Here is a 20,470-nt window from a genome sequence, read left to right on the forward strand (position 1 = left end):
TTCCGCCGCGATGACCGGGGTGACCGCGGCGGCGACCGGGGCGGGCGTTCCTTCGACCGTGACCGCGGCTTCGAGCGCCGTGACGGCGACCGCGGCGGTTTCCGCCGGGACGACCGCGGCGACCGGGGCGGTTTCCGCCGCGATGACCGGGGCGACCGGGGTGACCGTGGCGGCGACCGCGGCGGTTTCCGCCGGGACGACCGGGGTGACCGTGGTGGGCGTTCCTTCGAGCGCCGGGACGACCGGGGCGGTTTCAACCGCGACCGCGACCGTGACCGGGGTGGCTTCCGCCGGGACGAGCGCGGCGGCCACCGGGGCAGCGACCGTCCCTTCAACCGCGACCGCCAGGGCGACCGCCCGGGCTTCCGCACCGGCGGCCACGACCGCCCGTACGGTCGCCGTGACGACCACCGCGGCGGCGGCTCCTTCGGCCGCCGCGAGGACAAGCCGCGCTGGAAGCGCAACGGCTGATCCGGTTTCACCGAGCCGTCTCGAAGGGCCCGCGCGACACCTGTCGTGCGGGCCCTTCCGCGTTCCCGCGGGGACACGTCCGGGCCCGGCTCCCCGATACCCGATCGGAGACTGGGCCACGTCCGGCTATGCTCGGGTAGGCAACATCGCCAGGGGCCCTTAGCTCAATTGGCAGAGCAGTGGACTTTTAATCCATTGGTTGTGGGTTCGAGTCCCACAGGGCCTACACATGAGCCCCCTGGATCCGGCGGCAGGGCCGGATCCAGGGGGCTTTGTCGCGCGGCGGGGGAAACCGCACGGGGCACGCTGCACGAGGTGATCCGGGTGGCCGTGGAGCAGCCGGTGCTCGTCCTGGCCGGCGAACCGACCTCCGGCCTCGACCCCAGGACCGCGAACGCCGTGATGAACGCCCTGCGTTCCTGCGCCGAGCGGGGCGCGGCCGTGCTGCTCGTCACCCACGACCCGTCGGTCGCCGGAACCCGCGACCGACGGTACGCGCTCGACGAGGGAGTGCTGTCGGCCACTCCCGGGGAGAACGCCCGCAAGGAGAACCTGGGACGAGCCGCTGGAGCCCCTGCACCGGGAAGCGCGACGGACGTTCCCCGCACAGGGCGCTGCCCACGCTCACCGTCCTGGCCGCACCGCTGACCACCTCCGCCGGGGTGGCGGCGGGTGCCGCGGGCGCCGTCGAGCGGGACGTCCCGGGATCGGGCGGGCTCACCCGGGTCGAGCTCTCCGCGTTCGCGGGTGACGCGCCGCTCCCGTCAGAAGGCGTGCGGCCCCTCCTCCGGTTCCGTGGGGGGCGTGCGGGCGACCGGGGTGAGGCGGTGGTGGGCCGCGCGGGCGTGGGCCAGGCGGGAGACGGCCGTGCCGACGAGTGCGGCGACGAGCAGGCAGGTGAGCCAGAAGGTGTCGCGGGGGCCGGTCCAGGAGAGGGTGCCCGCGGGCGGGACGGCGAAGCCGTTGAGGAACAGCCAGCACAGGACGGCCGTACCCGGGGCCGCGGCGAACCGGGCGTACACGCCGAGGACGGCGGCCAGCAGGGACAGGGCGATCAGGGCGAGTCCGGGGTGGTCGGTGCCCACGACCGTGTTGAGCAGCGCCACCAGCGCCGACGCACCGCCGAGGGCGCCGGCCCACACCAGCGGTGTGGCGACGGGCCGGGGGACCGGCTTCGGCCCGGTGCCGAGGGGCACCCACTCGATCATGCTGACGCTCCCCTTCCGGTCTCCCCGCCGCCGACCGTCGGGAGGGCGGTCGGATGTCCCGGCGGGCGAGGCGTTGGCCCGAGCGGATTGTCCCACTTTCCGCTCCGCGCGGCTTCGAGAGCCGGTGTTCGGGGTGTCGGCCGGAGTGGCAGCAGGGAGTGACCGGACGGAAGCGTCGAACGAGACGGTCGCACAGTCGTCACACGGACGGCGGATGACGGAAGGCGGCGGCAGGCGGTCGGCGACCGGGACGCGGGGCGGTGACGGGGCTCAGCGCGGAGGGCGGCGGCGGGGGCCGCCCGTCCGCCGCCGGTCCGGGTCGAGCAACTGGACGGCGATTCCGCTCAGGACCAGTCCCGCCGCGATGAGCAGCCCGTCGGGGAGGACCACGCCCGCGATCAGCATGCCGACCCCGATCCCCAGCACCCACCAGGCGCGCGTGTGCCGGTACTCGCGGGGGCGGGCGGGTCGGCCGGCGGACAGCGAGCGGGCGAAACGACGGTCCTCCCGCTCGAGTCGGGCCGCGAGATCGACGAGACGCTCGTCGTCGGACTGGGGCACGGCTCCTCCTTCCCGGCCGGTGGCAGCCCGCCGGTGACGGCGACGACCGGCCCCTGGGGCACCGCCGGACGCCGGTCCTGTGACGCGGGGGTGCGAGAGGCGAATCGCCGGACTGCCGAACTCGGCCCGGTACAAAGGAGTTTGCCCGTATGTCGACGCTGTCACCCGGCCGGTCCGAATGCCCCGGCATCGTCCATCGCCGCCGGCTCCGGCCATCGGTCCCGGCACCCATCCCGCGGGGGCGGGGGCCGTACGCGGACCGCCGTGGTGCCCGGCGCGGCGGACGGACATGGGGACCGTTCCGGAGGGCGCACGGCTCGCCCGGCGCACACAGGACGCCCACCGCCGCCGAGCACACCGGACCTGTTGTCAGACTTGACCCGAATCCGAATCCGAATCCGAGCCCGAATCCGGACCGCACGCCCGCACCGGCCGTCCCGCCGCCCCACCCGCCGTCCCACCGCTGTCCCGTCCGCCGTCCCCGCCCCGCTTGGAGTGCGCCGATGCCCCACCCGTACGTCCTGCTGTCCGCCGCCGTCTCCCTGGACGGCTACCTGGACGACACCGGCCCCGAGCGGCTGCTGCTGTCCGGGCCGGCCGACTTCGACCGGGTCGACGAGGTGCGGGCCTCGGTGGACGCGATCCTGGTCGGCGCCGGCACGATCCGGGCCGACAACCCGCGCCTGCTGGTCAACTCGCCCGAACGGCGGGCCCTTCGGGTCACCCGGGGCAGGCCCGAGTATCCGCTCAAGGTCACCGTCAGCGGCTCCGGCGACCTGGACCCGACGGCGCTGTTCTGGCACACGGGGGGCGAGAAGGTCCTCTACACGACCGACGAGGGCGCCGAACGGGCCCGCGCCCACGGTCTCGCGGCCGATGTCGTCCCGCTCGGCCCCGAGGTCGACTGGCGGCGGCTCCTGGAGCACCTGTACGCCGTACGCGGGGTCCGGCGGCTCATGGTCGAGGGCGGCGGCCTGATCCACACCCAGCTCCTCACCCAGGGCCTCGCCGACGAACTCCAGCTGGTCCTCGCCCCGCTCTTCGTCGGCGACCCGGACGCCCCCCGCCTCTTCGGCCCCGGCTCCTACCAGGGCGGCCGGCTGCGGCTGCTCGAGACCCGCGCCGTCGGCGACGTCGTCCTGATGCGTTACGAGCCCACCGCGCCCGGCACCGGTGAGCTGCCCTCCGCCGCCGACCACCACTGGCTGGCCCTCGCCTGCGACCTCGCGGACCGGTGCCCGCCGTCCGAGACGGCGTTCAGCGTGGGCGCGGTGGTGGTCGCGGCCGACGGTACGGAGCTGGCACGGGGCCACTCCCGGGAGGGCGGGGATCCGGTGGTGCACGCGGAGGAGGCGGCACTCGCCAAGATCGACCCCACGGATCCCCGGCTCGCGACCGCCACCGTGTACTCCAGCCTGGAACCCTGCGCCCGGCGCGCGTCCCGGCCGGCGCCCTGTGCCCGGCTGATCCTGGACGCGGGGGTACGGCGGGTGGTCACGGCCTGGCGCGAGCCGGACACCTTCGTGCAGGGCGCCGACGGCAGCGGGGTGCTGGTGGACGGGGGTGCCGCCGTCGTCGTCCTGCCGGAGTACGAGGAGCGGGCCCAAGCGCCGAACGGCCATCTGATCGGCCGCTGAGGAGGGCCGGAGACCAGGGGTGCGCTGAGCGTCCCGCGCATGACGTACACTGGTGTCATACCGACGCGGGGTGGAGCAGCTCGGTAGCTCGCTGGGCTCATAACCCAGAGGTCGCAGGTTCAAATCCTGTCCCCGCTACTGAAGGCCGAGGGCCGGAATCCGAAAGGGTTCCGGCCCTCGGTGTTTTCCGCACGCACCACCCTCACCGAACGTGACCGGTCCACCTCGCTGTGCATAACAACTGACACACTGTCAGAAACCGACGGGCGTCTGAGGCCGGGTCAACTCGCCCGTTTTGGGGAAGTACTGGCGGTTAAGTCCATGCGGAAATCGTGAACGATCAAGTGGAACGGCTTGGAATCATGCCCTCGCTTCTATTAACGTTCGATAACGCAGCGCGGTCGTCCCAGCCGTCACAGAAGTCGGCTCCGTGCGCACGCGCCGAATCCCGCAAGGGAACCGGGGAACCACCACCATGGGGTGAATCGCGTGGATACCGCCGTGGGAACACGGCTCGTATACGCGCGTAGGAGACCTTCCTGCTCCGAACCCGTCAGCTAACCCGGTAGGCGGTGAAGGAAGGAAAGGAGCGCGCCCACGTGGCGTCCAACCGGCCTGCCCCCGAGGCCCCGTTCATGCCGAGCCAGCGCGACGGCGAGACCTTCGGCTACGGCGGCGTCCGCAGCGACGAGGGCCCCTTCGAGGAGTGGAACCCCACCGCGGAGTCCGTCCGCCCGGTACGCGGCCGGCACCGCGTCAGCAAGCAGCGCGGCGGAGGGCTCGCCCGCAGCTCCACCGTTCTGGGCGTCGGCGTCATCGCCGCGGTGGGCGCGGGCGGCATGGCCAGCGCCCAGGCCGGCAAGCCGCCGGTCTCGATCTCCATGCCCGACCTCCCCAACGTGGGTTCCCTCATCTCCGACGAGGAGGAGCCCGCCGGTTCCGCCACTCCGCTCAGCGACATCGGCATGACCGGTGTCGACACCGAGCAGGGCGCCGCCGACGCCGGTGAGGCGCTGCGCGCCCGGATCATGGCGCAGGTCGAGCAGCAGCAGGACCAGGCCGAGAGCAAGGCCGCCGCGGAAGCCGCCGCCGCTGCCGAGAAGGCCGCCGCGGAGGCCGCCGCCAAGGCGGAGAAGGAGGCCGAGGCCAAGGCCGCCGCCGCGAAGAAGAAGGCGGAGGAGGAGGCCAGGAAGAAGGCCGAGGCCGAGCGCCTCGCCGAGCTGGCCAAGCAGTACGCGCTGCCGACCTCCTCGTACACCCTCAGCTCGACCTTCGGCCAGGCCGGCGCCTACTGGTCCTCCGGCTACCACACCGGCCTCGACTTCGCCGCGCCCACGGGCACCCTGATCAAGGCGGTCCACACCGGCACGATCACGTCCGCCGGCTGGGACGGCTCCTACGGCTACAAGACCGTGCTGACCCTCGAGGACGGCACCGAGATCTGGTACGCCCACCAGTCCTCCATCAGCGTCAGCGTCGGCCAGAAGGTCAACACCGGCGATGTGATCGGCCGCGTCGGCTCCACCGGCAACTCCACCGGGGCCCACCTCCACCTGGAGGTCCACCCCGACGGCTCCACCTCGGGCGTCGACCCGCTGGCGTGGCTGCGCGACAAGGGCCTCACCCCCTGAGACCCGCCGCCCCCTGAACCCGGCAGTCCCGACGGCGCCCCCCGACGCCAGGGCTGCCGGTCCGGTGGTGCCGCGGCGTCCCCGGCACACCGCGGCCGCAGGCCCCTCGGGGCCCATCGCCCGACGGCTCAGGAACGGTAAGGGTTCGGCTGATACGCCGGGTACGGGTGCGCCTGCGGTGGGTGCCCGTACCCATGGGGTGCCTGAACTCCATGGACCCCAGGGGTCCCGTGCATCCCGTACATCCCCTGAACCCCGTACCCCCCGTAGGCCCCGTGAACCCCGTGCATCGGCCACGGCGGGACGGCGACCGGAATCGGCGGCGCGGTGGCGCGGGCCGCGTGGTCCAGCGCCGGGCGGGCCGCCTCCCGGCGGTGCCACAGCTCCAGCAGCAGCTCCCGTTCCCGTTCGACGAAGTCCGTCCCCGCACGGCCGAGCCGCCCCCGGTGCCGCAGGAACGCCAGCGAGGTCGCGTACGCCTCGTACTGCGCCACCGCCCGCGCCACCGCCTTCCCCCCGTGCCGGCGCGCGTACTGCCGGGCGACGCGCCGGGCGCGCATCGAGCCCAGGGCGAACGGCTCCGCCGGCGTCAGCCAGCCGGCCAGGGCGTACGCCGGCAGTTCCGCCCGGACCGTCCGCAGCTCGCGCTGCCGCGTCCACACCACCAGCCAGGTCAGCACGCCGAACGCCGGCACCATGAACGCCAGGTACACGGCGAAGAACCCGTAGTCGCCCAGCGTCGAGGACCCGTTCCACAGCGCGTGCATGCCCATCGCGAGCAGCAGCCCGGCCGGCGGCGGCAGCACCCGCCGGACCCGCTGCCGCTGCGTGGAGAGCGCGGAGATCCCGAACCCGATGCCGGTGAGCACGGTGAACAGCGGGTGCGCGAACGGCGACATGACGATGCGGACGAAGAACGTCGCCGCGGTGACCGAGGCGATGCCGCTGCCGCCGGTCACCTGGTCGGTGCCGAAGGCGGTGCCGAGGTAGAGGATGTTCTCGGTGAACGCGAAGCCGGTGGCGGTGACCCCGGCTATCACCACGCCGTCGAGGATCCCGGTGAAGTCGCGTCTGCGGAAGAGGAAGACCAGCAGCACGGCGGCGGCCTTCGCGGTCTCCTCCACGACGGGCGCTATGACGGTCGCGCCGAGCGTGTCCGCGCTCGACGGATCGGCCGTGGCCGTCGCTATCCACCGGGTGGCGAAACTGTTGGCCACGATCGCTATGAGCGCCGCCGCGCAGGCGCCCCAGGCGAAGGAGAACAGCAGGTTCCGCCAGGGCCCCGGCTCCACCCGGTCCAGCCACCGGAAGGCGGCTATGAGCAGCGGCACGGGAAGCACCGCGAGCCCCAGCCCGACCAGGAACCCCTCCGTGCCGGTCTGCTCGCGCACCAGCGCCAGGATGACCAGCCCCGACAGCGCGAGCAGGGCGATCAGCGCTCCGTAGCGCACCCAGGGCCGCTGCCACCAGTGCGCGTGCCGGAGCACACCGCCGGGCCGCGGGGGCACGCCACCGGGCTGCGGTGTCGCGCCGGGATACGTCGGGTAGGGAGGGCTGCTGGCCACGGAAGGGACCCTAACGAGACGAGGGCGCTGCCCGCAGGAGCGCGAAGTGGGCTCAGGCGCCGGTGGGGGGCTGGTCGGAGCGCTGTGCTCCGGGTCGGTCGCCGTGCTGTACGCGACGGAAGAGCAGGTCGTTCACGACATGACCCTTGTCCAGCCCCTGGCTCTCGAAACGGGTCAGCGGCCGGAACGGCGGTCGCGGCGCGAAACCGCCGTCGGCCCGGGTGTTCTCGAAGTCGGGGTGCGCGGTCAGCACCTCGAGCATCTGCTCGGCGTACGGCTCCCAGTCGGTGGCGCAGTGCAGCACCGCACCCGGCTTGAGCCGGGTCGCCGCCAGGGAGAGGAACGCGGGCTGGATCAGCCGCCGCTTGTGGTGCCGCTTCTTGGGCCACGGGTCCGGGAAGTAGACGCGCAGCCCGTCGAGGGAGTCGGGGGCGAGCATCTCGCGCAGGAGGATGATCGCGTCGCCGTTGCCGACGCGGACGTTGGTCAGGCCCTGCTGGTCGGCGAGGTTGAGGAGGTTGCCCTGGCCGGGGGTGTGGACGTCCACGGCGAGGATGTTGGTGGCCGGGTCGGCGGCGGCCATCGTCGCGGTGGCCTCGCCCATGCCGAAGCCGATCTCCAGGACCACCGGGTTGTCGTTGCCGAAGAACTCCGCGAGGTCGAGCCGGTGCCGGCCGTCGATGTCGAAGCCCCACTTGGGCCACAGCCGCTGCAGCGCGTCCGCCTGCCCGGCGGTCACCCGGCTGCGGCGCGGCTGGAAACTCCGGATGCGCCGCTCGAAGTGCGACCCGGCGGGATCGGCCCTCGGCCCGTCCGGGAACCGCGGCTCACCCTTGGCCCGGGTACGGCGGATCGAGGCACCGGGCGCGTGCGCGGGGTGCGGGGCTTCGGGGGTGTTCACGGAGTCAGACACAGTGCTGTCGATTTTACGGGGGTACGGCCGGCGGACGGCCGGCGTGCCCTTCACCGCCCCGGCCCCTCCAGCTCCGCCAGCGCCCGCCGCGCGACCTCCCGTCCGATCGGCAGGGATGCCGTCGCCGCCGGTGAGGGCGCGTTGAGCACGTGGACCGCCCGCGGGGTCTCCTGGATCAGGAAGTCGTCGGCCAGGGTGCCGTCCCGCAGCACCGCCTGGGCGCGCACCCCGGCCGGCGCCGGCACCAGGTCCTCCTCCCGCACCGCGGGCAGGAGCCTGCGCACCGCCCGGGTGAAGGCGGCCCTGGACAGGGAGCGGTGCAGCTCGCCGGTGCCGTACCGCCAGTGGCGGCGGGCCAGCTGCCAGGAGCCCGGCCAGGTCAGGGTGCCCGCCAGCTCGCGCGGACGCACCGTGCGCCAGTCGTAGCCCTCGCGGGCCAGGGCCGGTACCGCGTTGGGGCCGACGTGGACGCCGCCGTCGATGCCGCGCGTGAGGTGGACGCCGAGGAAGGGGAACGCCGGGTCGGGCACCGGGTAGACCAGGCCCCGCACCAGCTCCGGCCGGGCCAGCTCGTAGTACTCGCCCCGGAAGGGCACGATGCGCACGCCGGGCTCGTCCCCCGTGAGGCGGGCGATCTCGTCGCAGTGCAGCCCGGCGCAGTTCACCAGCACCCGGCCGCGTACGACGTCACCGGAGGCGGTGCGGACGGCGACTCCGCGGTCGGGCCGGCGGTCGACGCGGGTGACCCGCGCCGCGTAGCGGATCTCCGCGCCCGAGGCCTCGGCCAGGTGCCGGGCCACGGCGGTGAAGTCGCAGATGCCGGTGGTGCCCACGTGGATGGCCGCCAGGCCCTCGACCTCCGGCTCGTACTCCGCGATCTGCGCGGCGCCCAGTTCGCGGACCGTGAGGCCGTTCTCCCGGCCGCGCTGGACCAGGGCGTGCAGGCGCGGCAGCTCGTCGCGCGCCGTGGCGACGATCAGCTTGCCCGTCACGGCGTGCGGGATGTCGTACTCCGCGCAGAACTTGACCATCTCGGCGGCGCCGCGCACCGCGTACCGGGCCTTGAGCGAGCCGGGGCGGTAGTAGATGCCGCTGTGGATGACGCCGCTGTTGCGGCCCGTCTGGTGCCGGGCGGGGCCGGACTCCTTCTCCAGCACGGTGACCCGCGTGCCCGGCGCCGCGCGGGTGATCGCGTACGCCGTCGACAGCCCGACGATCCCGCCGCCGATCACCAGCACGTCGCAGTCGTACGCCCGCCGCACCTGCACCACCTCCTGGCTCCGATAGTGCACTGCGCCACTGACAACGCCTTCAAACCCGCGGGGCGGCCCGTCAGGGCGGTGTCATCCGGCCGGGGCCATCAGGAGCGGACGGGCGCGCTCGCGCAGCTCGACCACGCGGGGTTCGTCGCCGTAGGGCTCCAGACGGTGCAGGAGGTCCTTGACGTACTCGGTGGTGCGGGCCGACGAGATGCGGCCCGCCACCTCCACCGCGCGGACGCCCTGTTCGCAGGCCGCGTCCAGGTTGCCCGACTCCAGTTCGGCGACCGCCGAGACGACCAGCCTCAGGCCGTGCGAGCGCACGAACTCCTCCGTCGGCTTCGACAGCGCCTGCTCGGTGAAGCGGCGGACCTGGCGGGGCGCCTTGAGGTCGCGGTAGCACTCCGCGGCGTCGGCGGCGAACCGGTCGTAGCCGTAGAAGCCGAGCCAGGACGGGTCGTTGTCGCCGGGGCGGGAACGCTCCAGCCAGCCCTCCGCCGCCTTCAGGGCGGTGCCGGCGGCCTGGGCGTCTCCCGCGCGCGCGTGCGCGCGTGCCTCGACGAGGCGGAAGAAGCTCATGGTGCGTGCGGTGGCCAGGCCCCGGTTGCGCTCCAGCGCGGCCTGGGCGAGGTCCACGCCCTCGTCGCCGAAGCCGCGGTAGGTCGCCTGGAGGGACATGGACGCCAGGACGTAACCGCCGAGGGGCACGTCGGCCGCGGCACGGGCCAGGCGCAGGGCCTGGATGTAGTAGCGCTGGGCCGCCTCCTGCTGGCCGGTGTCGAAGGCCATCCAGCCCGCGAGGCGGGTGAGTTCGGCGGCGGCGCCGAAGAGCGAGCGGCCGACGTCGTCGGAGTAGGAGCCGAGCAGCAGCGGGGCCGCCTCGACCCTCAGGCATTCGGGGACCATCGACGAACGCCAGTCGCCGCCACCGTACTTGGAGTCCCAGCGGCGGGCGTCCTCGGCGGCCTCCCGCAGTTTGCGCACATCGCTGTGGCCGACTTTGATCGGTGCGCCGGGGCCCTCGGACGGGTTCACCTCGCGCGCCACCGAACTGTCGGCCGGGGTTATCAGCCATCGTGAGGCGGGCGTTGCGTATGCGCTGACCGCGAAGGAACCGGCCAGTGACTGCCAGATGCCGCCGGCTCCCGCCCTGCGGCCGGCGAGGTCCAGCCGGTACAGCTCCGTCGCGGACCTCACCGCCTGTCCGACGTCCCGGGGGAAGGCGAGGCCCACTTCGGGCGCGGGGTCCGCGTCCGCCAGGCCGATCTCGTGGAGCGGCACCGGACGGCCCAGCTTCTGCCCGATGGCGGCGGCTATCAGGTGCGGGGCCGCACCCTGCGGCACCATTCCCTTCGACACCCAGCGCGCCACCGACGTCTTGTCGTAGCGAAGCGTCAGTCCCCGCTGTGCGCCGAGGTCGTTGACGCGCCGCGCGAGGCCTGCGTTGGAGATTCCCGCGAGGGCGAGAACGGCGCCGAGCTTTTCGTTCGGCCCGCGTTGCTCCCTGGACATGCGCCACCCCTCGACACAGACGGCTGCCGCGCTGGCATAACCGTGCGGCATTCGTAAACCCAGCGTAGTTCGCCGCATCCCAAGCGTTAAGGGGCATTCTTCCGGATGGCGGGATTGTGGTCCGTACTGAAGTGCGGGTCCGATACGCGCAGTTGCGGTGTGCTCCCGGTGTGTGGCCGTGCGCCCGTGCGTGCGCTCTTCTCCGGCCATCGGGGGAGCGGTTCCATGGTCCGTGCGTGGGTCGGCCCGCTGTACTGGATCCGGCGGGCTGGGGGACACCGCCGCCTTCATCCCCGCGGGCGGTGGAACGGTCCGGGAGGCGTGCTCCGTCTCCCGGACCGCGCGACCGCGCGGCGGTGCGCAGAGCCTGTACGGAGCGTGTTCGGGACGGTGTCCGCCGCTTCGATTTGGCTGAAAACAAACCATGGTGTTCCCGGACTATCCCCTTGTCTACCAAGGCAGTTGAGGGCGCGTTGGGGGTTTTGGGGGCGCGCTGTGGGGGCGCATTCGCGTCGCAGCGGTGTGGGGAGTTGCGCGGCGGCGCTCGGCGATCTCCTCGTGGTGGGTCGGGGGTCCGTCCCGGGGTGGTGTATCCGCCGGGGCGCGTTCGACGGAGCACACACGGCTCCGGCACGCCTCCTGAGCGCCTCCTTCATGGCAGCATGGGGAACCGGTTCGTACGGTGCACTGGTTGTCCACGGTCTGTGGGGGCGTCGATGCGGTGGTTGGTGGGATGGAGCAGCACCGCCGCGGGAGCCGTGGGGTTCGGCTCCGCCGGTGCCACCGGGGCCGACGGCGAGACCCTGCAGCCCGTGGGTTCCCAACTGCTGTGGGGTGACCCCGACCCGCTGTGGGCGGTCGGCGACTGGCGCCCCGACGAGGTACGGGTGGTCACGGCCGACGACCGGACCAGGATCGCCGTCCTCGGTACCTGCGGTGCCTCCGACGAGCAGCTGCGCGTCGCGCTGTTCGCCGCGCGCGGCGGAGCGCTGAGGCACCTCACCGCCTGGCCGGGCAGCTACACCGCCGTCGTCCAGGTGGGCCGCCGGGTCACCGTCTGCGGCGACCTCGCGGGCGCCCGGCCGGTGTTCTACACCCCCTGGGCGGGCGGCACGGCGTACGCGACCGCCGCGCTGCCGCTCGCCGATCTCATCGAGGCCAACCTCGACTTCGGGCACCTCGCCGCGCTGCTCGCCGCGCCGGACGTACCGGCCGCGCTGCACGACTCGACCCCGTACGACGGCGTGAAGCGCATTCCGCCGGGGCACGCGCTGATCCTGCGCGCGGGGGCGCGCGAGGTCGCCGGGTACGAGCCCGTCGCCTCGCTCGCGGTCGCGGCGCCTCCCGCCGACCCCGACCGGGCGGTGGACGCGGTGCGGGACGCGCTGGTCGAGGCCGTGCGGACGCGGCTGGCCGCGCCCCGGCACGTCCCGGGCGCGGACATCGACCCCGGGCCCGTTCCGGGCATGGGGCCCGCCGAGCGGCGCGCGGCGCGCGGGATGCCGGTGCCGGGGATCGGGGCCGACCTGTCCGGGGGACCGGCGTCCGGGACGCTGGCGTTGCTGGCGGCGGGACTGCCCGGGAGGCCGGGGACCGTCCTGGGGCACGGCACCGGGGCGGGGGAGCGGCTGCTGGCCGTCACCTTCAACGACCTCGCGACGGCGGGCGGTGCGGACGGGGGCCGGGACGACGGCGAGCTGGAGCGGGCCGGGGCGCTGGCGGCGAATCCCCGGCTGCACCATGTCGTGGTCGCGGGCGGGGAGGAGACCCTCCCCTACGTCGATCTGGACGGTCCGCTGACCGACGAGCCGGGACCCTCGCTGGTGTCGGTCGCGCGGCACCGGGCGCGGCTGGCGGCGGGCAGCGCGGACCACTTCACGGGGTACGGGGCGCGGCAGGTGCTGGACGCGCATCCGGCGCGGCTCGCCGACCTGCTGATGGACCGCAAGCGGCGGCACCTGGTGCGGCCGGTCGCCGCGCTGGCCAAGGCGGACGGCTCCGTGATGGTTCCCGCGCGCGTGTACGCGGCGGCGCGGCGGCTGGCGCGTACGCCCTACCGGGCGGGGCTGGAGAGCCTCGCGGAGCGGCTTCTGCACCGACGGCTGGACGGTGACGGCCCCGGGGGCGCGGGGGATGCCTCGCTGGCCGCGCTGACCTGGGGGAGACCCGGGCCGGCGGCGCGGTGGCTGACCGGTGAGGCGCTGGCTGAAGTATCGGTTCGCCTCCAGGCGTCGACGCGGCGGTCCGAGGTGGGGCCGGGGCAGCGGCCCGGTGACTTCCGGGCGCGTGCGGCGCTGGCTCGGCACGCGGCGGATCTGCGGGTGCTGGAGCAGGCCGCCGAGATCCGGTTCCAGCGGTTGCATGCGCCGTTCCTCGACAACCAGGTCGTACGGGCGTGCCGGGCGCTGCCGGAAGCGCTGCGGGTGCGGCCGGGGGCGCGGGCGTCGATTCTGCGGTCGGTGCTGGAGGGCGCGGGCGTGCGGGAGCTGCCGGCCGGGTGGGGGGCGCCGACGTCCCGGGCCAGCGCGGCGGTCGCGGCACGGGCCGGGCTGCGGGTGGCGGCGGACGGGCTGATGGCGTTGTTCGACACGCCGCTGCTGGCGGAGGCGGGGCTGGTCGAGGCGCGGGTGGTGCGCAAGGCGCTGCGGGGGGCGGCGGAGGGGGAACCGCTGCCGCTGGACGGGCTGGCGGAGCTGGTCGCGCTGGAGCTGTGGCTGCGGCGGTTGCTGGCGCGCAGGGGGACGTGCTGGACGGGGACGCCGGCGCGGCAGCGGGCGGTGCCGGGAGGGATCGCGCCGCAGCGCGGGGCGTTGGGCGCGGGTGCGGGAGGACGGCGGGCGTAGGAGACGTCTGCGGTGGGCTGTGCGTGCGCCTGCGGTGCGTGTGCGGGTGGGGGTGCGCGTCGGATGCCTGCGGCGCGGCCGCGGCTCCGGTGGGGGCCGGTGCAGCGCCTCCGGTCCGGCGGGGGGACGGGGCGGGGGTGCCCGTCCTCGGTCCGGCGCGGGATCGGTGACTCGGCGGGGCGCGGTCGTTGACGCGCCGGCCGCTGCGGGCGGACGCCCCCGTCCCGTCCCCTTCCCGCCGTACGCGGCTGCCGGCCCGTCTCCCGCGGGTGTCCGTGCCTCCCCCGAGCTCTCCGAGCAGGGGGCACCCCCGGGCGGCACGGGTGGGCGGCGGGGGTCCCCCGCTCGGGCGAAGCCGGGAGTGGGGGAGGCACCCCGTACCGCCCGGGCCGCGCACCCCGCCCCGGCCCGCACCCACTCCGGTCGACCGGCCGACGCCGGGTCCCGCATCCCGCCCGCACCGACCCCGAGCGGGAGCTCCCCGGTGGCTCGCCCTACGCCGGGCGCGACCGCAGGCCCTCCAGCAGGATGTCCAGCAGGCGGGCCGAAGCCGCTGCCTGCTGGGTCGCGTCCGGCAGGGAGGGGGCGGCCGTGGCGATCACCAGGAGGACGTCCGACACCGACACGTCGGGGCGGAGTTCGCCTGCGGCGCGGGCCCGTTCCACCAGCTGGCCCACCACGTCGAGGAGCTGCGCCGTGCCGGAGTCCTCGGGCGCGGCGGCCGTCGGGTCGTCGGGCACCAGCCGCAGTTCACCCGCGGCCGGCTGGGTCCGCTGCTGCGGCACGCGCGCGTGGTCCGACAGGTCGTGCTCCTCCGCCACACCCACCCGCAGCACCTGCGGCGGCAGCAGCCGCCCGGCGCCGGAGGCGACCGAGGTGCGCAGGAAGCGGGACAGCGCCGACCACGGCTCGTCCTCCTGGCCGAGCGCCGCACGCGCCTGGTCGGTCAGCCGGGAGGTCTCCTCCTCGGCGATCCGCCGCACCAGGACGTCCTTGCTCGGGAAGCGCCGGTACACCGTGCCCACGCCGACCCGTGCCCGGCGTGCCACGTCCTCCATCGGCGCGCCGTAGCCCAGCTCGCCGAAGACCTCGCGCGCGGCACGCAGTACGTGCTCCAGGTTGCGCTGGGCGTCCACGCGCAGCGGTGTCGTGCGCGCGCCGTCCGCGCGTCCGCTGCCCGTGGGCGCGCTCATCGCGGCGCCGGTCGCGACAGCGGACGCGGAAGACCAATGAGAGTCCTGAACATGCATGTGTGTTCCCCCGGTAATGACGTCTCCCCCCGGAGACTTCTCCCCGCCATTGATGGCCGGGGCGTGCGGGACGAACCCGGCTGCCGAATCCGCCCGTCGCGGACCCGACGAGCGCATCCCCCTGCACCCCGTCGACACACGAACATAGTTGAGAGGAAGTCAATTCAGAAGGGGCACGTTCCGCACGGAGCGCCCCCCGATCGGAGTACGGGTCGCATACGTCCCGTATGTGACTGCGGGCCGTGCCTGATCCACCCCATCTGACCTGCGTGGATACTGCTCACGGTCGGTGAATCGGCCAACCCCGGACACCCGGCCCTCCGGTCACACAATCGCGTCGAGGCTGTGGACAAACGCAAGCGGCGGGTGCGTCATGGGATGGTGAAGGAACGTGCGCGCATTCTCGTTGTCGGCGGCGGCTACGTCGGGATGTACACGGCCCTGCGCCTGCAGCGGAAGCTGAAACGGGAACTCGGACGGGGCGAGGCCGAGATCACGGTCGTCACCCCGGATCCGTACATGACGTACCAGCCCTTCCTCCCCGAAGCGGCCGCCGGCGCCATTTCCCCCCGGCACGTCGTCGTACCGCTGCGCCGCGTCCTCGGCCGGTGCCGCATCGTCATCGGCGAGGTCATCGCCGTCGATCACGCGCAGCGCACGGCGACCCTCACGACGCTCGCCACCGAGGAGGAGGGCACCGGGGGGCGGCGGCTCGCGTACGACGAGCTGGTGCTCGCCCCCGGTTCCGTGTCGCGCACGCTGCCGATCCCGGGCCTCGCCGACCACGGCATCGGCTTCAAGACCGTCGAGGAGGCCATCGGGCTGCGCAACCACGTCCTCGAGCAGATGGACATCGCCTCCTCCACCCGCGACCCGGCCCTGCGGGACGCCGCCCTCACCTTCGTCTTCGTCGGCGGCGGGTACGCCGGTGTCGAGGCGCTCGGCGAGCTGGAGGACATGGCCCGCTACGCCGCGCGGTACTACCACAACATCCGGCCCGAGGACATGAAGTGGATCCTCGTCGAGGCCTCGGACCGGATCCTGCCCGAGGTCGGCGAGGAGATGGGCCGCTACACGGTCACCGAACTGCGCCGCCGCAACATCGACGTGCGCCTGGAGACCCGTCTGGAGTCCTGCGCGGACCGGCTCGCCGTGCTCAGCGACGGCTCCCGCTTCCCCACCCGCACGGTCGTGTGGACGGCCGGGGTCAAACCGCACCCCGTCCTCGCCGCCACCGACCTGCCCCGGGACGAGCGCGGGCGGCTGAAGTGCACCGCCGAGCTGTCCGTCGAGGGCACCACGCACGCGTGGGCGGCGGGAGACGCCGCCGCCGTCCCCGACGTCACGGCCGCGGAACCCGGCCGGGAATGCGCCCCCAACGCTCAGCACGCCCTGCGCCAGGCCAGGGTCCTCGGCGACAACATCGCGCACTCCCTGCGCGGCGAACCCCTGGAGACGTACGCCCACAAGTACGCCGGGTCCGTCGCCTCCCTGGGCCTGCACAAGGGCGTCGCCCAGGTCTACGGGCGCAAGCTCAAGGGCTACCCCGCGTGGTTCATGCACCGCACCTACCACCTCAGCCGGGTCCCCACCTTCAACCGCAAGGCGCGCGTGGCCGCCGAGTGGACCCTCGCCGGGCTCTTCAAACGGGAGATCGTCTCCCTGGGGTCACTCGAGCACCCACGAGCGGAGTTCGAACTGGCGGCCGGTGGAAAGCCTTCTCAAGACCCTCCGCACAACCCGAAGGGGTCGTCCTGACCGGACCCAGGAACTCCGGCTGTTGGCCCGGCGTCTGACGGATGTCGGCCCGGTCGGCACCCTGCCAGACTGGTCCACCACCGCGGGCGGGCCGCAGCCCGCTCCCGGTGCGGCCCCGGGGCCCCGGCCGGTCCCGGTTTCCGGCCGCCGACAACTACACGAGGCAAGGATTCGTGAACTTCACGCGCTGGAGCGCCCGGCTCCCCGGAACGCAGCGCCGCGCCGCAGCGCGGACCGAGCACGCGGTCTCCCCGGACCGGCGGGGAGAGGGCTCCGTGCCCGCGGCCCGCGCCGAACAACTCACCGACGACACGCGGCCCGTGCCGGCCGTCGACGAGCTGAGGGTGCGCGAGGTCCTGGACCACGTCCCCTCCCTCGTCGCGCTGGTCCACGGCCCCGACCACCGCATCGCCTACGTCAACGACGCCTACCGGGCGGCCTTCGGCGACCGCCCGATCGGCGCTCCCGCGCGCGAGGCGCTCCCGGAGCTCGACGAACTCGGCCTGCTGCCCCTCCTCGACCAGGTCCTGCGCAGCGGCAAGCCCCGCACGGTCAAGTCCCGCAAGGCCCCCGACGGCCGCTCCTACACCTTCACCTGCACCCCGGTCACCGAGGGGGAGGGCGGCGGACGCGGCGCGCTGGTCTTCGCCACCGACGTCACCGACCACGCCGAGGCCGCCGCACGCCTGCGCGCCAGCGAACGCCGCCAGCGCGAGACAGCCGTCACCCTCCAGCGCTCCCTGCTCCCCCAGGAGCTCGAGGAACCCGACGACCTGCGCATCGCCGCCACCTACCACCCCGGCGGCACCGAGGCAGCCGTCGGCGGTGACTGGTACGACGTGATCACCCTCGGCGGCGGCCGTACCGCCCTGGTCATCGGTGACGTCATGGGCAGGGGCGTGCGGGCCGCCGCGGTCATGGGCCAGCTCCGCACGGCCGTCCGCGCCTACGCCCGGCTCGACCTCCCCCCGCACGAGATCCTCCAGCTCCTCGACGGCCTGGCCATGGAGATCGACGCCAACCAGATCGCCACGTGCGCGTACGCCATCCACGATCCCAACGAGGGCCATCTGGTGTACGCCTCCGCCGGCCACCTGCCCATCCTGGTCCGCGACGAGAACGGCGCCGTCCAGCGCGCCGACGAACCGACCGGCCCCCCGCTCGGCACCGGCGGCTGGATGCACGCATCCGGTTCGATCCCCCTCGGCCCCGGCTCCACCGCCGTCCTTTACACGGACGGCCTGGTCGAGCGCCGCAACGAGGACCTGGACGAGGGCATTGCCGCCCTGGAATGCGCTCTGGCCGGAGCCACCGGCACTCCCCAGGTCGTCTGCGACCGCCTGGTCCGCTCGGCCGGTGTGACCCCCGACCACGACGACGACGTCGCCGTCCTCGTCCTCCAGCACCCTGCCCGCAAGGGACCGGAGAGCGAGCTGTTCCGCAACGCCACCCTGGAACTCCTCGGCGGCGTCGAAGCGGCCCCCCGCGCGCGTGCCTTCGCCTCCGGCGTGCTGACCAGCTGGCGCTTCCCTCCCGACCTGCACGACCTGGGCGTCCTGGCCACCAGCGAACTGGTCGCCAACTCCCTCCAGCACGGCACACCCCCCATGCGGCTGCGCCTGCGCCGCACCGACCGGCGCCTGATCATCGAGGTCACCGACGGAGACGACCACCTGCCGAGGCGCCGCCGCGCGGAGCCCGGCGACGAGTCCGGCCGGGGCATCGCCATCGTCGCGACGATCGCCTCCAACTGGGGCAGCAGACGCACCCCGGGCGGCGGCAAGGCGGTCTGGTGCGAGTTCGCCCTGCCGAAGCCCCCCGGCGTCTGACAGAAGGCCGAAGGCCCCCCACGATTCACCGTGGGGGGCCTTCGGCGCGTGCGTCAGGCGTGTGCGGCGGCCTGCTCCGCCGACGCGTTCCCCTGCGCCACCACGCGGCTCCGCACCGCCGACGGATGGTTCTGCACGTCCGTGAGCTGCCGTCCCAGCCGTACCGCCAGCGCGGTGATCCCCAGCGAGAACAGCAGGAAGGTCACGACGTACGGACCGTGCAGCGAGGCGCCCATCGGTCCGCCCACCGCCGGACCGACGGCCAGCGCGAGCTGCTTCACCAGGGCGAACGCCGAGTTGTACTGCCCGGCCATGCCGGCCGGCGCGAGATCGGCGACCAACGGCGCGAGCGTCGGCGACAGCATCGCCTCCCCGAGCCCGAACAGCGCGTACGTCGAGACGAAGGCGGCGGTCGCCATCGCCTGGCTGCCGTTCCCGAGCCCCGCGTACGCGGCCACGGCCCACGCCACGGCCCAGATCAGCCCCACGGACGCGATCACGCGGGTGCGCTTGCGCCGCTCGACGAACCGCAGCACCGCGAACTGCGCGACCACGATCACCAGGGTGTTCGCGGCCAGCGCCGTCCCCAGCGTGGACGTCGAGATCCCGGCGGCCTCGACCCCGTACGCGCTCAGCCCCGACTCGAACTGCCCGTAGCAGGCGAAGAACAGCACGAAGCCCAGCACACACAGCTGCACCATGGCCCGGTTGCCCAGCAGCTCCTTCCAGCTGCCCCTGGCCGACTGCGCCGGAGCGCCCTCGATGCGCGGCGCACGCGGCGTCCGCACCGTCGCCATCACCGCGACCAGCAGCAGGAACATCACCGCTTCGAGCGAGAACAGCAGAGTGAAGGAACCGGCTTTCGTGGTGTCCACGAGGTGCCCGCCGATCAGCCCGCCGACGCCGAGCCCGAGGTTCTGCAGGAAGAACTGCATGGCGAACGCCCGTGACCGGGTCTCCATGGTCGAGCAGTCCACGATCATCGTCGCGAGCGCCGGCTGCATCACGGCCTGCCCGGCACCGAGGGCCGCCGCCGACAGCAGCACGCTCGCCGCACCGCTGGACAGCCCCAGGCTCAGCGCGCCGATCGCGGCCGTGACCAGGGCGGCGAGCAGTACCGGCAGCGGGCCGCGCCGGACGATCGCCCGCCCGGCGAACGGCAGCACGATCAGCGCGGCCACAGCGAAGACGGCGAGCACGAGACCCGCCGTCATGGCTCCCAGCCCCCGCACCTGCGCCACATAGACGTACAGGTACGGCACCGTGAAGCCGAGCCCGAAAGCGCTGAGTGCGTTGCCCACGTGGATCCGGCGCATCGCAGCGCCCATCGCCCTGGTCACGTTCACCTCTCTCACTAGTTAGGAGTGAATACTTAGAAGCTAAAGTTCGATGCTAAAGAGTACACAGCGAAGGACTTCAAGGCAAAGACGCGGCATGCCATACTGCGCCCATGGGCGACACCTCCGGCCTCAGCGAGCCGACACTCGAAGAGCAGATCGCCGCGTACCAGCGCGAGTTCCAGGACCTCGACCCCCAGGTCGAGAAGATCGTCAACGCGCTGTCCCGTCTGAACCGCCGGATGAACGTCGCCTACGGCCGTCAGACGGCCGCCCTCGGCATCACCAACGCCGACTGGGAGGTCCTCAAGGCCCTCGTCCTCTCCGGCGCCCCCTACCGCATGGGCCCCAGCGACCTCGCCAAGCGCCTCGGTCTGACCCCGGCCGCCATGACCCACCGGATCGACCGCATGGTCGCCGAGGGCCTGGTCACCCGGGAACGGGACGAGGCCAACCGCGTTCGGGTGATCGTGGAGCTGACTCCGGCCGGCCGCGAGAAGTGGCTGGAGGCCATGCGCATGGCCTCCGTCTTCGAGGAGGACCTCCTCCAGGACCTCTCCCCGGAGGAACGGACGGCCCTGGGCGAGGTCCTCACCCGCCTCCTGCGCAGGGTGGAGCACGCCCAGCCCGACGCCGGCGGACGCCTCTCCGACCTGGACTGACACCGGGGCCCTGCCCGGCCGTAAAGATCTTGAC

Annotated in this window: 15 protein-coding genes, 2 tRNA genes, 1 pseudogene and 1 riboswitch; of the genes and pseudogenes, 10 read left to right on the plus strand and 8 right to left on the minus strand. The window is 73.7% G+C overall.

Going from position 1 to position 20,470, the window contains the following annotated elements; genetic code table 11:
• The 3 genes and pseudogenes from RIM90_RS19445 to RIM90_RS19455 all read left to right on the plus strand — a co-directional run.
• Positions 1 to 471, plus strand: a pseudogene (locus RIM90_RS19445) (RNA helicase); the annotation flags it as partial.
• Positions 472 to 624: 153 nt separating this feature from the next.
• Positions 625 to 697: transfer RNA gene (locus RIM90_RS19450), tRNA-Lys, on the plus strand.
• Between the two features lie 89 nt (positions 698 to 786).
• Positions 787 to 1,119 carry a hypothetical protein gene (locus RIM90_RS19455; RefSeq protein ID WP_309061997.1) on the plus strand — a complete coding sequence of 111 codons (333 nt, stop codon included), beginning with the start codon at positions 787 to 789 and terminating at the stop codon, positions 1,117 to 1,119.
• A gap of 116 nt (positions 1,120 to 1,235) precedes the next feature.
• Here the strand turns inward: RIM90_RS19455 and RIM90_RS19460 are convergent, their stop codons facing one another.
• Both RIM90_RS19460 and RIM90_RS19465 read right to left on the minus strand, forming a co-directional pair.
• Entirely contained in the window at positions 1,236 to 1,679 is a 444-nt protein-coding gene (locus RIM90_RS19460) for a hypothetical protein (protein ID WP_309061998.1), read from the minus strand.
• A 270-nt stretch (positions 1,680 to 1,949) separates the two neighbouring features.
• Complete coding sequence (locus RIM90_RS19465) at positions 1,950 to 2,240, minus strand: DUF3040 domain-containing protein (RefSeq protein ID WP_309061999.1); 291 nt, start codon at positions 2,238 to 2,240, stop codon at positions 1,950 to 1,952.
• A 503-nt stretch (positions 2,241 to 2,743) separates the two neighbouring features.
• Here RIM90_RS19465 and RIM90_RS19470 point away from each other — a divergent pair.
• The 3 genes from RIM90_RS19470 to RIM90_RS19480 all read left to right on the plus strand — a co-directional run bounded on the left by RIM90_RS19470 (position 2,744) and on the right by RIM90_RS19480 (position 5,508).
• Entirely contained in the window at positions 2,744 to 3,877 is a 1,134-nt protein-coding gene (locus RIM90_RS19470; protein WP_309062000.1) for a dihydrofolate reductase family protein, read from the plus strand.
• A 64-nt stretch (positions 3,878 to 3,941) separates the two neighbouring features.
• Positions 3,942 to 4,015, plus strand: a tRNA-Met gene (locus RIM90_RS19475).
• Between the two features lie 291 nt (positions 4,016 to 4,306).
• A riboswitch (cyclic di-AMP (ydaO/yuaA leader) is annotated at positions 4,307 to 4,464 on the plus strand.
• 12 nt (positions 4,465 to 4,476) lie between these two features.
• Positions 4,477 to 5,508: a M23 family metallopeptidase gene (locus RIM90_RS19480; protein ID WP_309062001.1), complete on the plus strand. Its 1,032-nt coding sequence runs from the start codon at positions 4,477 to 4,479 to the stop codon at positions 5,506 to 5,508.
• 128 nt (positions 5,509 to 5,636) lie between these two features.
• Here the strand turns inward: RIM90_RS19480 and RIM90_RS19485 are convergent, their stop codons facing one another.
• From RIM90_RS19485 to RIM90_RS19500, 4 genes are read right to left on the minus strand one after another with little or no spacing between them, the layout of a single operon-like run.
• Positions 5,637 to 7,073, minus strand: coding sequence for a PrsW family intramembrane metalloprotease (locus RIM90_RS19485; RefSeq protein ID WP_375165485.1), 1,437 nt, complete (start codon positions 7,071 to 7,073; stop codon positions 5,637 to 5,639).
• Between the two features lie 52 nt (positions 7,074 to 7,125).
• On the minus strand, positions 7,126 to 7,986 hold the full coding sequence (gene trmB, locus RIM90_RS19490; RefSeq protein WP_309062002.1) for a tRNA (guanosine(46)-N7)-methyltransferase TrmB: 861 nt from the start codon (positions 7,984 to 7,986) through the stop codon (positions 7,126 to 7,128).
• Between the two features lie 50 nt (positions 7,987 to 8,036).
• On the minus strand, positions 8,037 to 9,278 hold the full coding sequence (gene lhgO / locus RIM90_RS19495) for an L-2-hydroxyglutarate oxidase (protein ID WP_309062003.1): 1,242 nt from the start codon (positions 9,276 to 9,278) through the stop codon (positions 8,037 to 8,039).
• 51 nt (positions 9,279 to 9,329) lie between these two features.
• Positions 9,330 to 10,757, minus strand: a complete 1,428-nt coding sequence (locus RIM90_RS19500) for an MFS transporter (RefSeq protein WP_309062004.1) — start codon at positions 10,755 to 10,757, stop codon at positions 9,330 to 9,332.
• Positions 10,758 to 11,473: 716 nt separating this feature from the next.
• On the opposite strand from RIM90_RS19500, the gene RIM90_RS19505 reads away from it, so the two are divergent.
• Positions 11,474 to 13,600, plus strand: coding sequence for an asparagine synthase-related protein (locus RIM90_RS19505; RefSeq protein WP_309062005.1), 2,127 nt, complete (start codon positions 11,474 to 11,476; stop codon positions 13,598 to 13,600).
• A gap of 494 nt (positions 13,601 to 14,094) precedes the next feature.
• Here RIM90_RS19505 and RIM90_RS19510 read toward each other — a convergent pair whose 3' ends face one another.
• Positions 14,095 to 14,850, minus strand: coding sequence for a helix-turn-helix domain-containing protein (locus RIM90_RS19510; RefSeq protein ID WP_309062006.1), 756 nt, complete (start codon positions 14,848 to 14,850; stop codon positions 14,095 to 14,097).
• 378 nt (positions 14,851 to 15,228) lie between these two features.
• On the opposite strand from RIM90_RS19510, the gene RIM90_RS19515 reads away from it, so the two are divergent.
• Both RIM90_RS19515 and RIM90_RS19520 read left to right on the plus strand, forming a co-directional pair.
• Complete coding sequence (locus RIM90_RS19515; protein WP_309062007.1) at positions 15,229 to 16,608, plus strand: NAD(P)/FAD-dependent oxidoreductase; 1,380 nt, start codon at positions 15,229 to 15,231, stop codon at positions 16,606 to 16,608.
• 173 nt (positions 16,609 to 16,781) lie between these two features.
• A complete protein-coding gene (locus RIM90_RS19520) occupies positions 16,782 to 18,437 on the plus strand; it encodes a SpoIIE family protein phosphatase (protein ID WP_309062008.1) in 1,656 nt (551 codons plus the stop codon).
• A gap of 53 nt (positions 18,438 to 18,490) precedes the next feature.
• Here RIM90_RS19520 and RIM90_RS19525 read toward each other — a convergent pair whose 3' ends face one another.
• Complete coding sequence (locus tag RIM90_RS19525; protein ID WP_309062011.1) at positions 18,491 to 19,765, minus strand: MFS transporter; 1,275 nt, start codon at positions 19,763 to 19,765, stop codon at positions 18,491 to 18,493.
• Between the two features lie 122 nt (positions 19,766 to 19,887).
• On the opposite strand from RIM90_RS19525, the gene RIM90_RS19530 reads away from it, so the two are divergent.
• Positions 19,888 to 20,436, plus strand: coding sequence for a MarR family transcriptional regulator (locus RIM90_RS19530; RefSeq protein ID WP_309062009.1), 549 nt, complete (start codon positions 19,888 to 19,890; stop codon positions 20,434 to 20,436).
• Positions 20,437 to 20,470: the final 34 nt, after the last annotated feature.

The organism is Streptomyces sp. (assembly GCF_031181555.1).
Taxonomy (GTDB): Bacteria; Actinomycetota; Actinomycetes; order Streptomycetales; family Streptomycetaceae; genus Streptomyces; species Streptomyces fimbriatus.

What these genes read in the sequence shown, in the direction of transcription:
- RIM90_RS19510 (WP_309062006.1), bottom strand. Translation starts at nt 14,850, where the DNA reads ATGCATGTTCAGGACTCTCATTGGTCTTCCGCGTCCGCTGTCGCGACC.
- RIM90_RS19500 (WP_309062004.1), bottom strand. Translation starts at nt 10,757, where the DNA reads ATGTCCAGGGAGCAACGCGGGCCGAACGAAAAGCTCGGCGCCGTTCTC.
- RIM90_RS19525 (WP_309062011.1), bottom strand. Translation starts at nt 19,765, where the DNA reads ATGGGCGCTGCGATGCGCCGGATCCACGTGGGCAACGCACTCAGCGCT.
- RIM90_RS19470 (WP_309062000.1), top strand. Translation starts at nt 2,744, where the DNA reads ATGCCCCACCCGTACGTCCTGCTGTCCGCCGCCGTCTCCCTGGACGGC.
- RIM90_RS19460 (WP_309061998.1), bottom strand. Translation starts at nt 1,679, where the DNA reads ATGATCGAGTGGGTGCCCCTCGGCACCGGGCCGAAGCCGGTCCCCCGG.
- RIM90_RS19515 (WP_309062007.1), top strand. Translation starts at nt 15,229, where the DNA reads ATGGTGAAGGAACGTGCGCGCATTCTCGTTGTCGGCGGCGGCTACGTC.
- RIM90_RS19530 (WP_309062009.1), top strand. Translation starts at nt 19,888, where the DNA reads ATGGGCGACACCTCCGGCCTCAGCGAGCCGACACTCGAAGAGCAGATC.
- RIM90_RS19505 (WP_309062005.1), top strand. Translation starts at nt 11,474, where the DNA reads ATGCGGTGGTTGGTGGGATGGAGCAGCACCGCCGCGGGAGCCGTGGGG.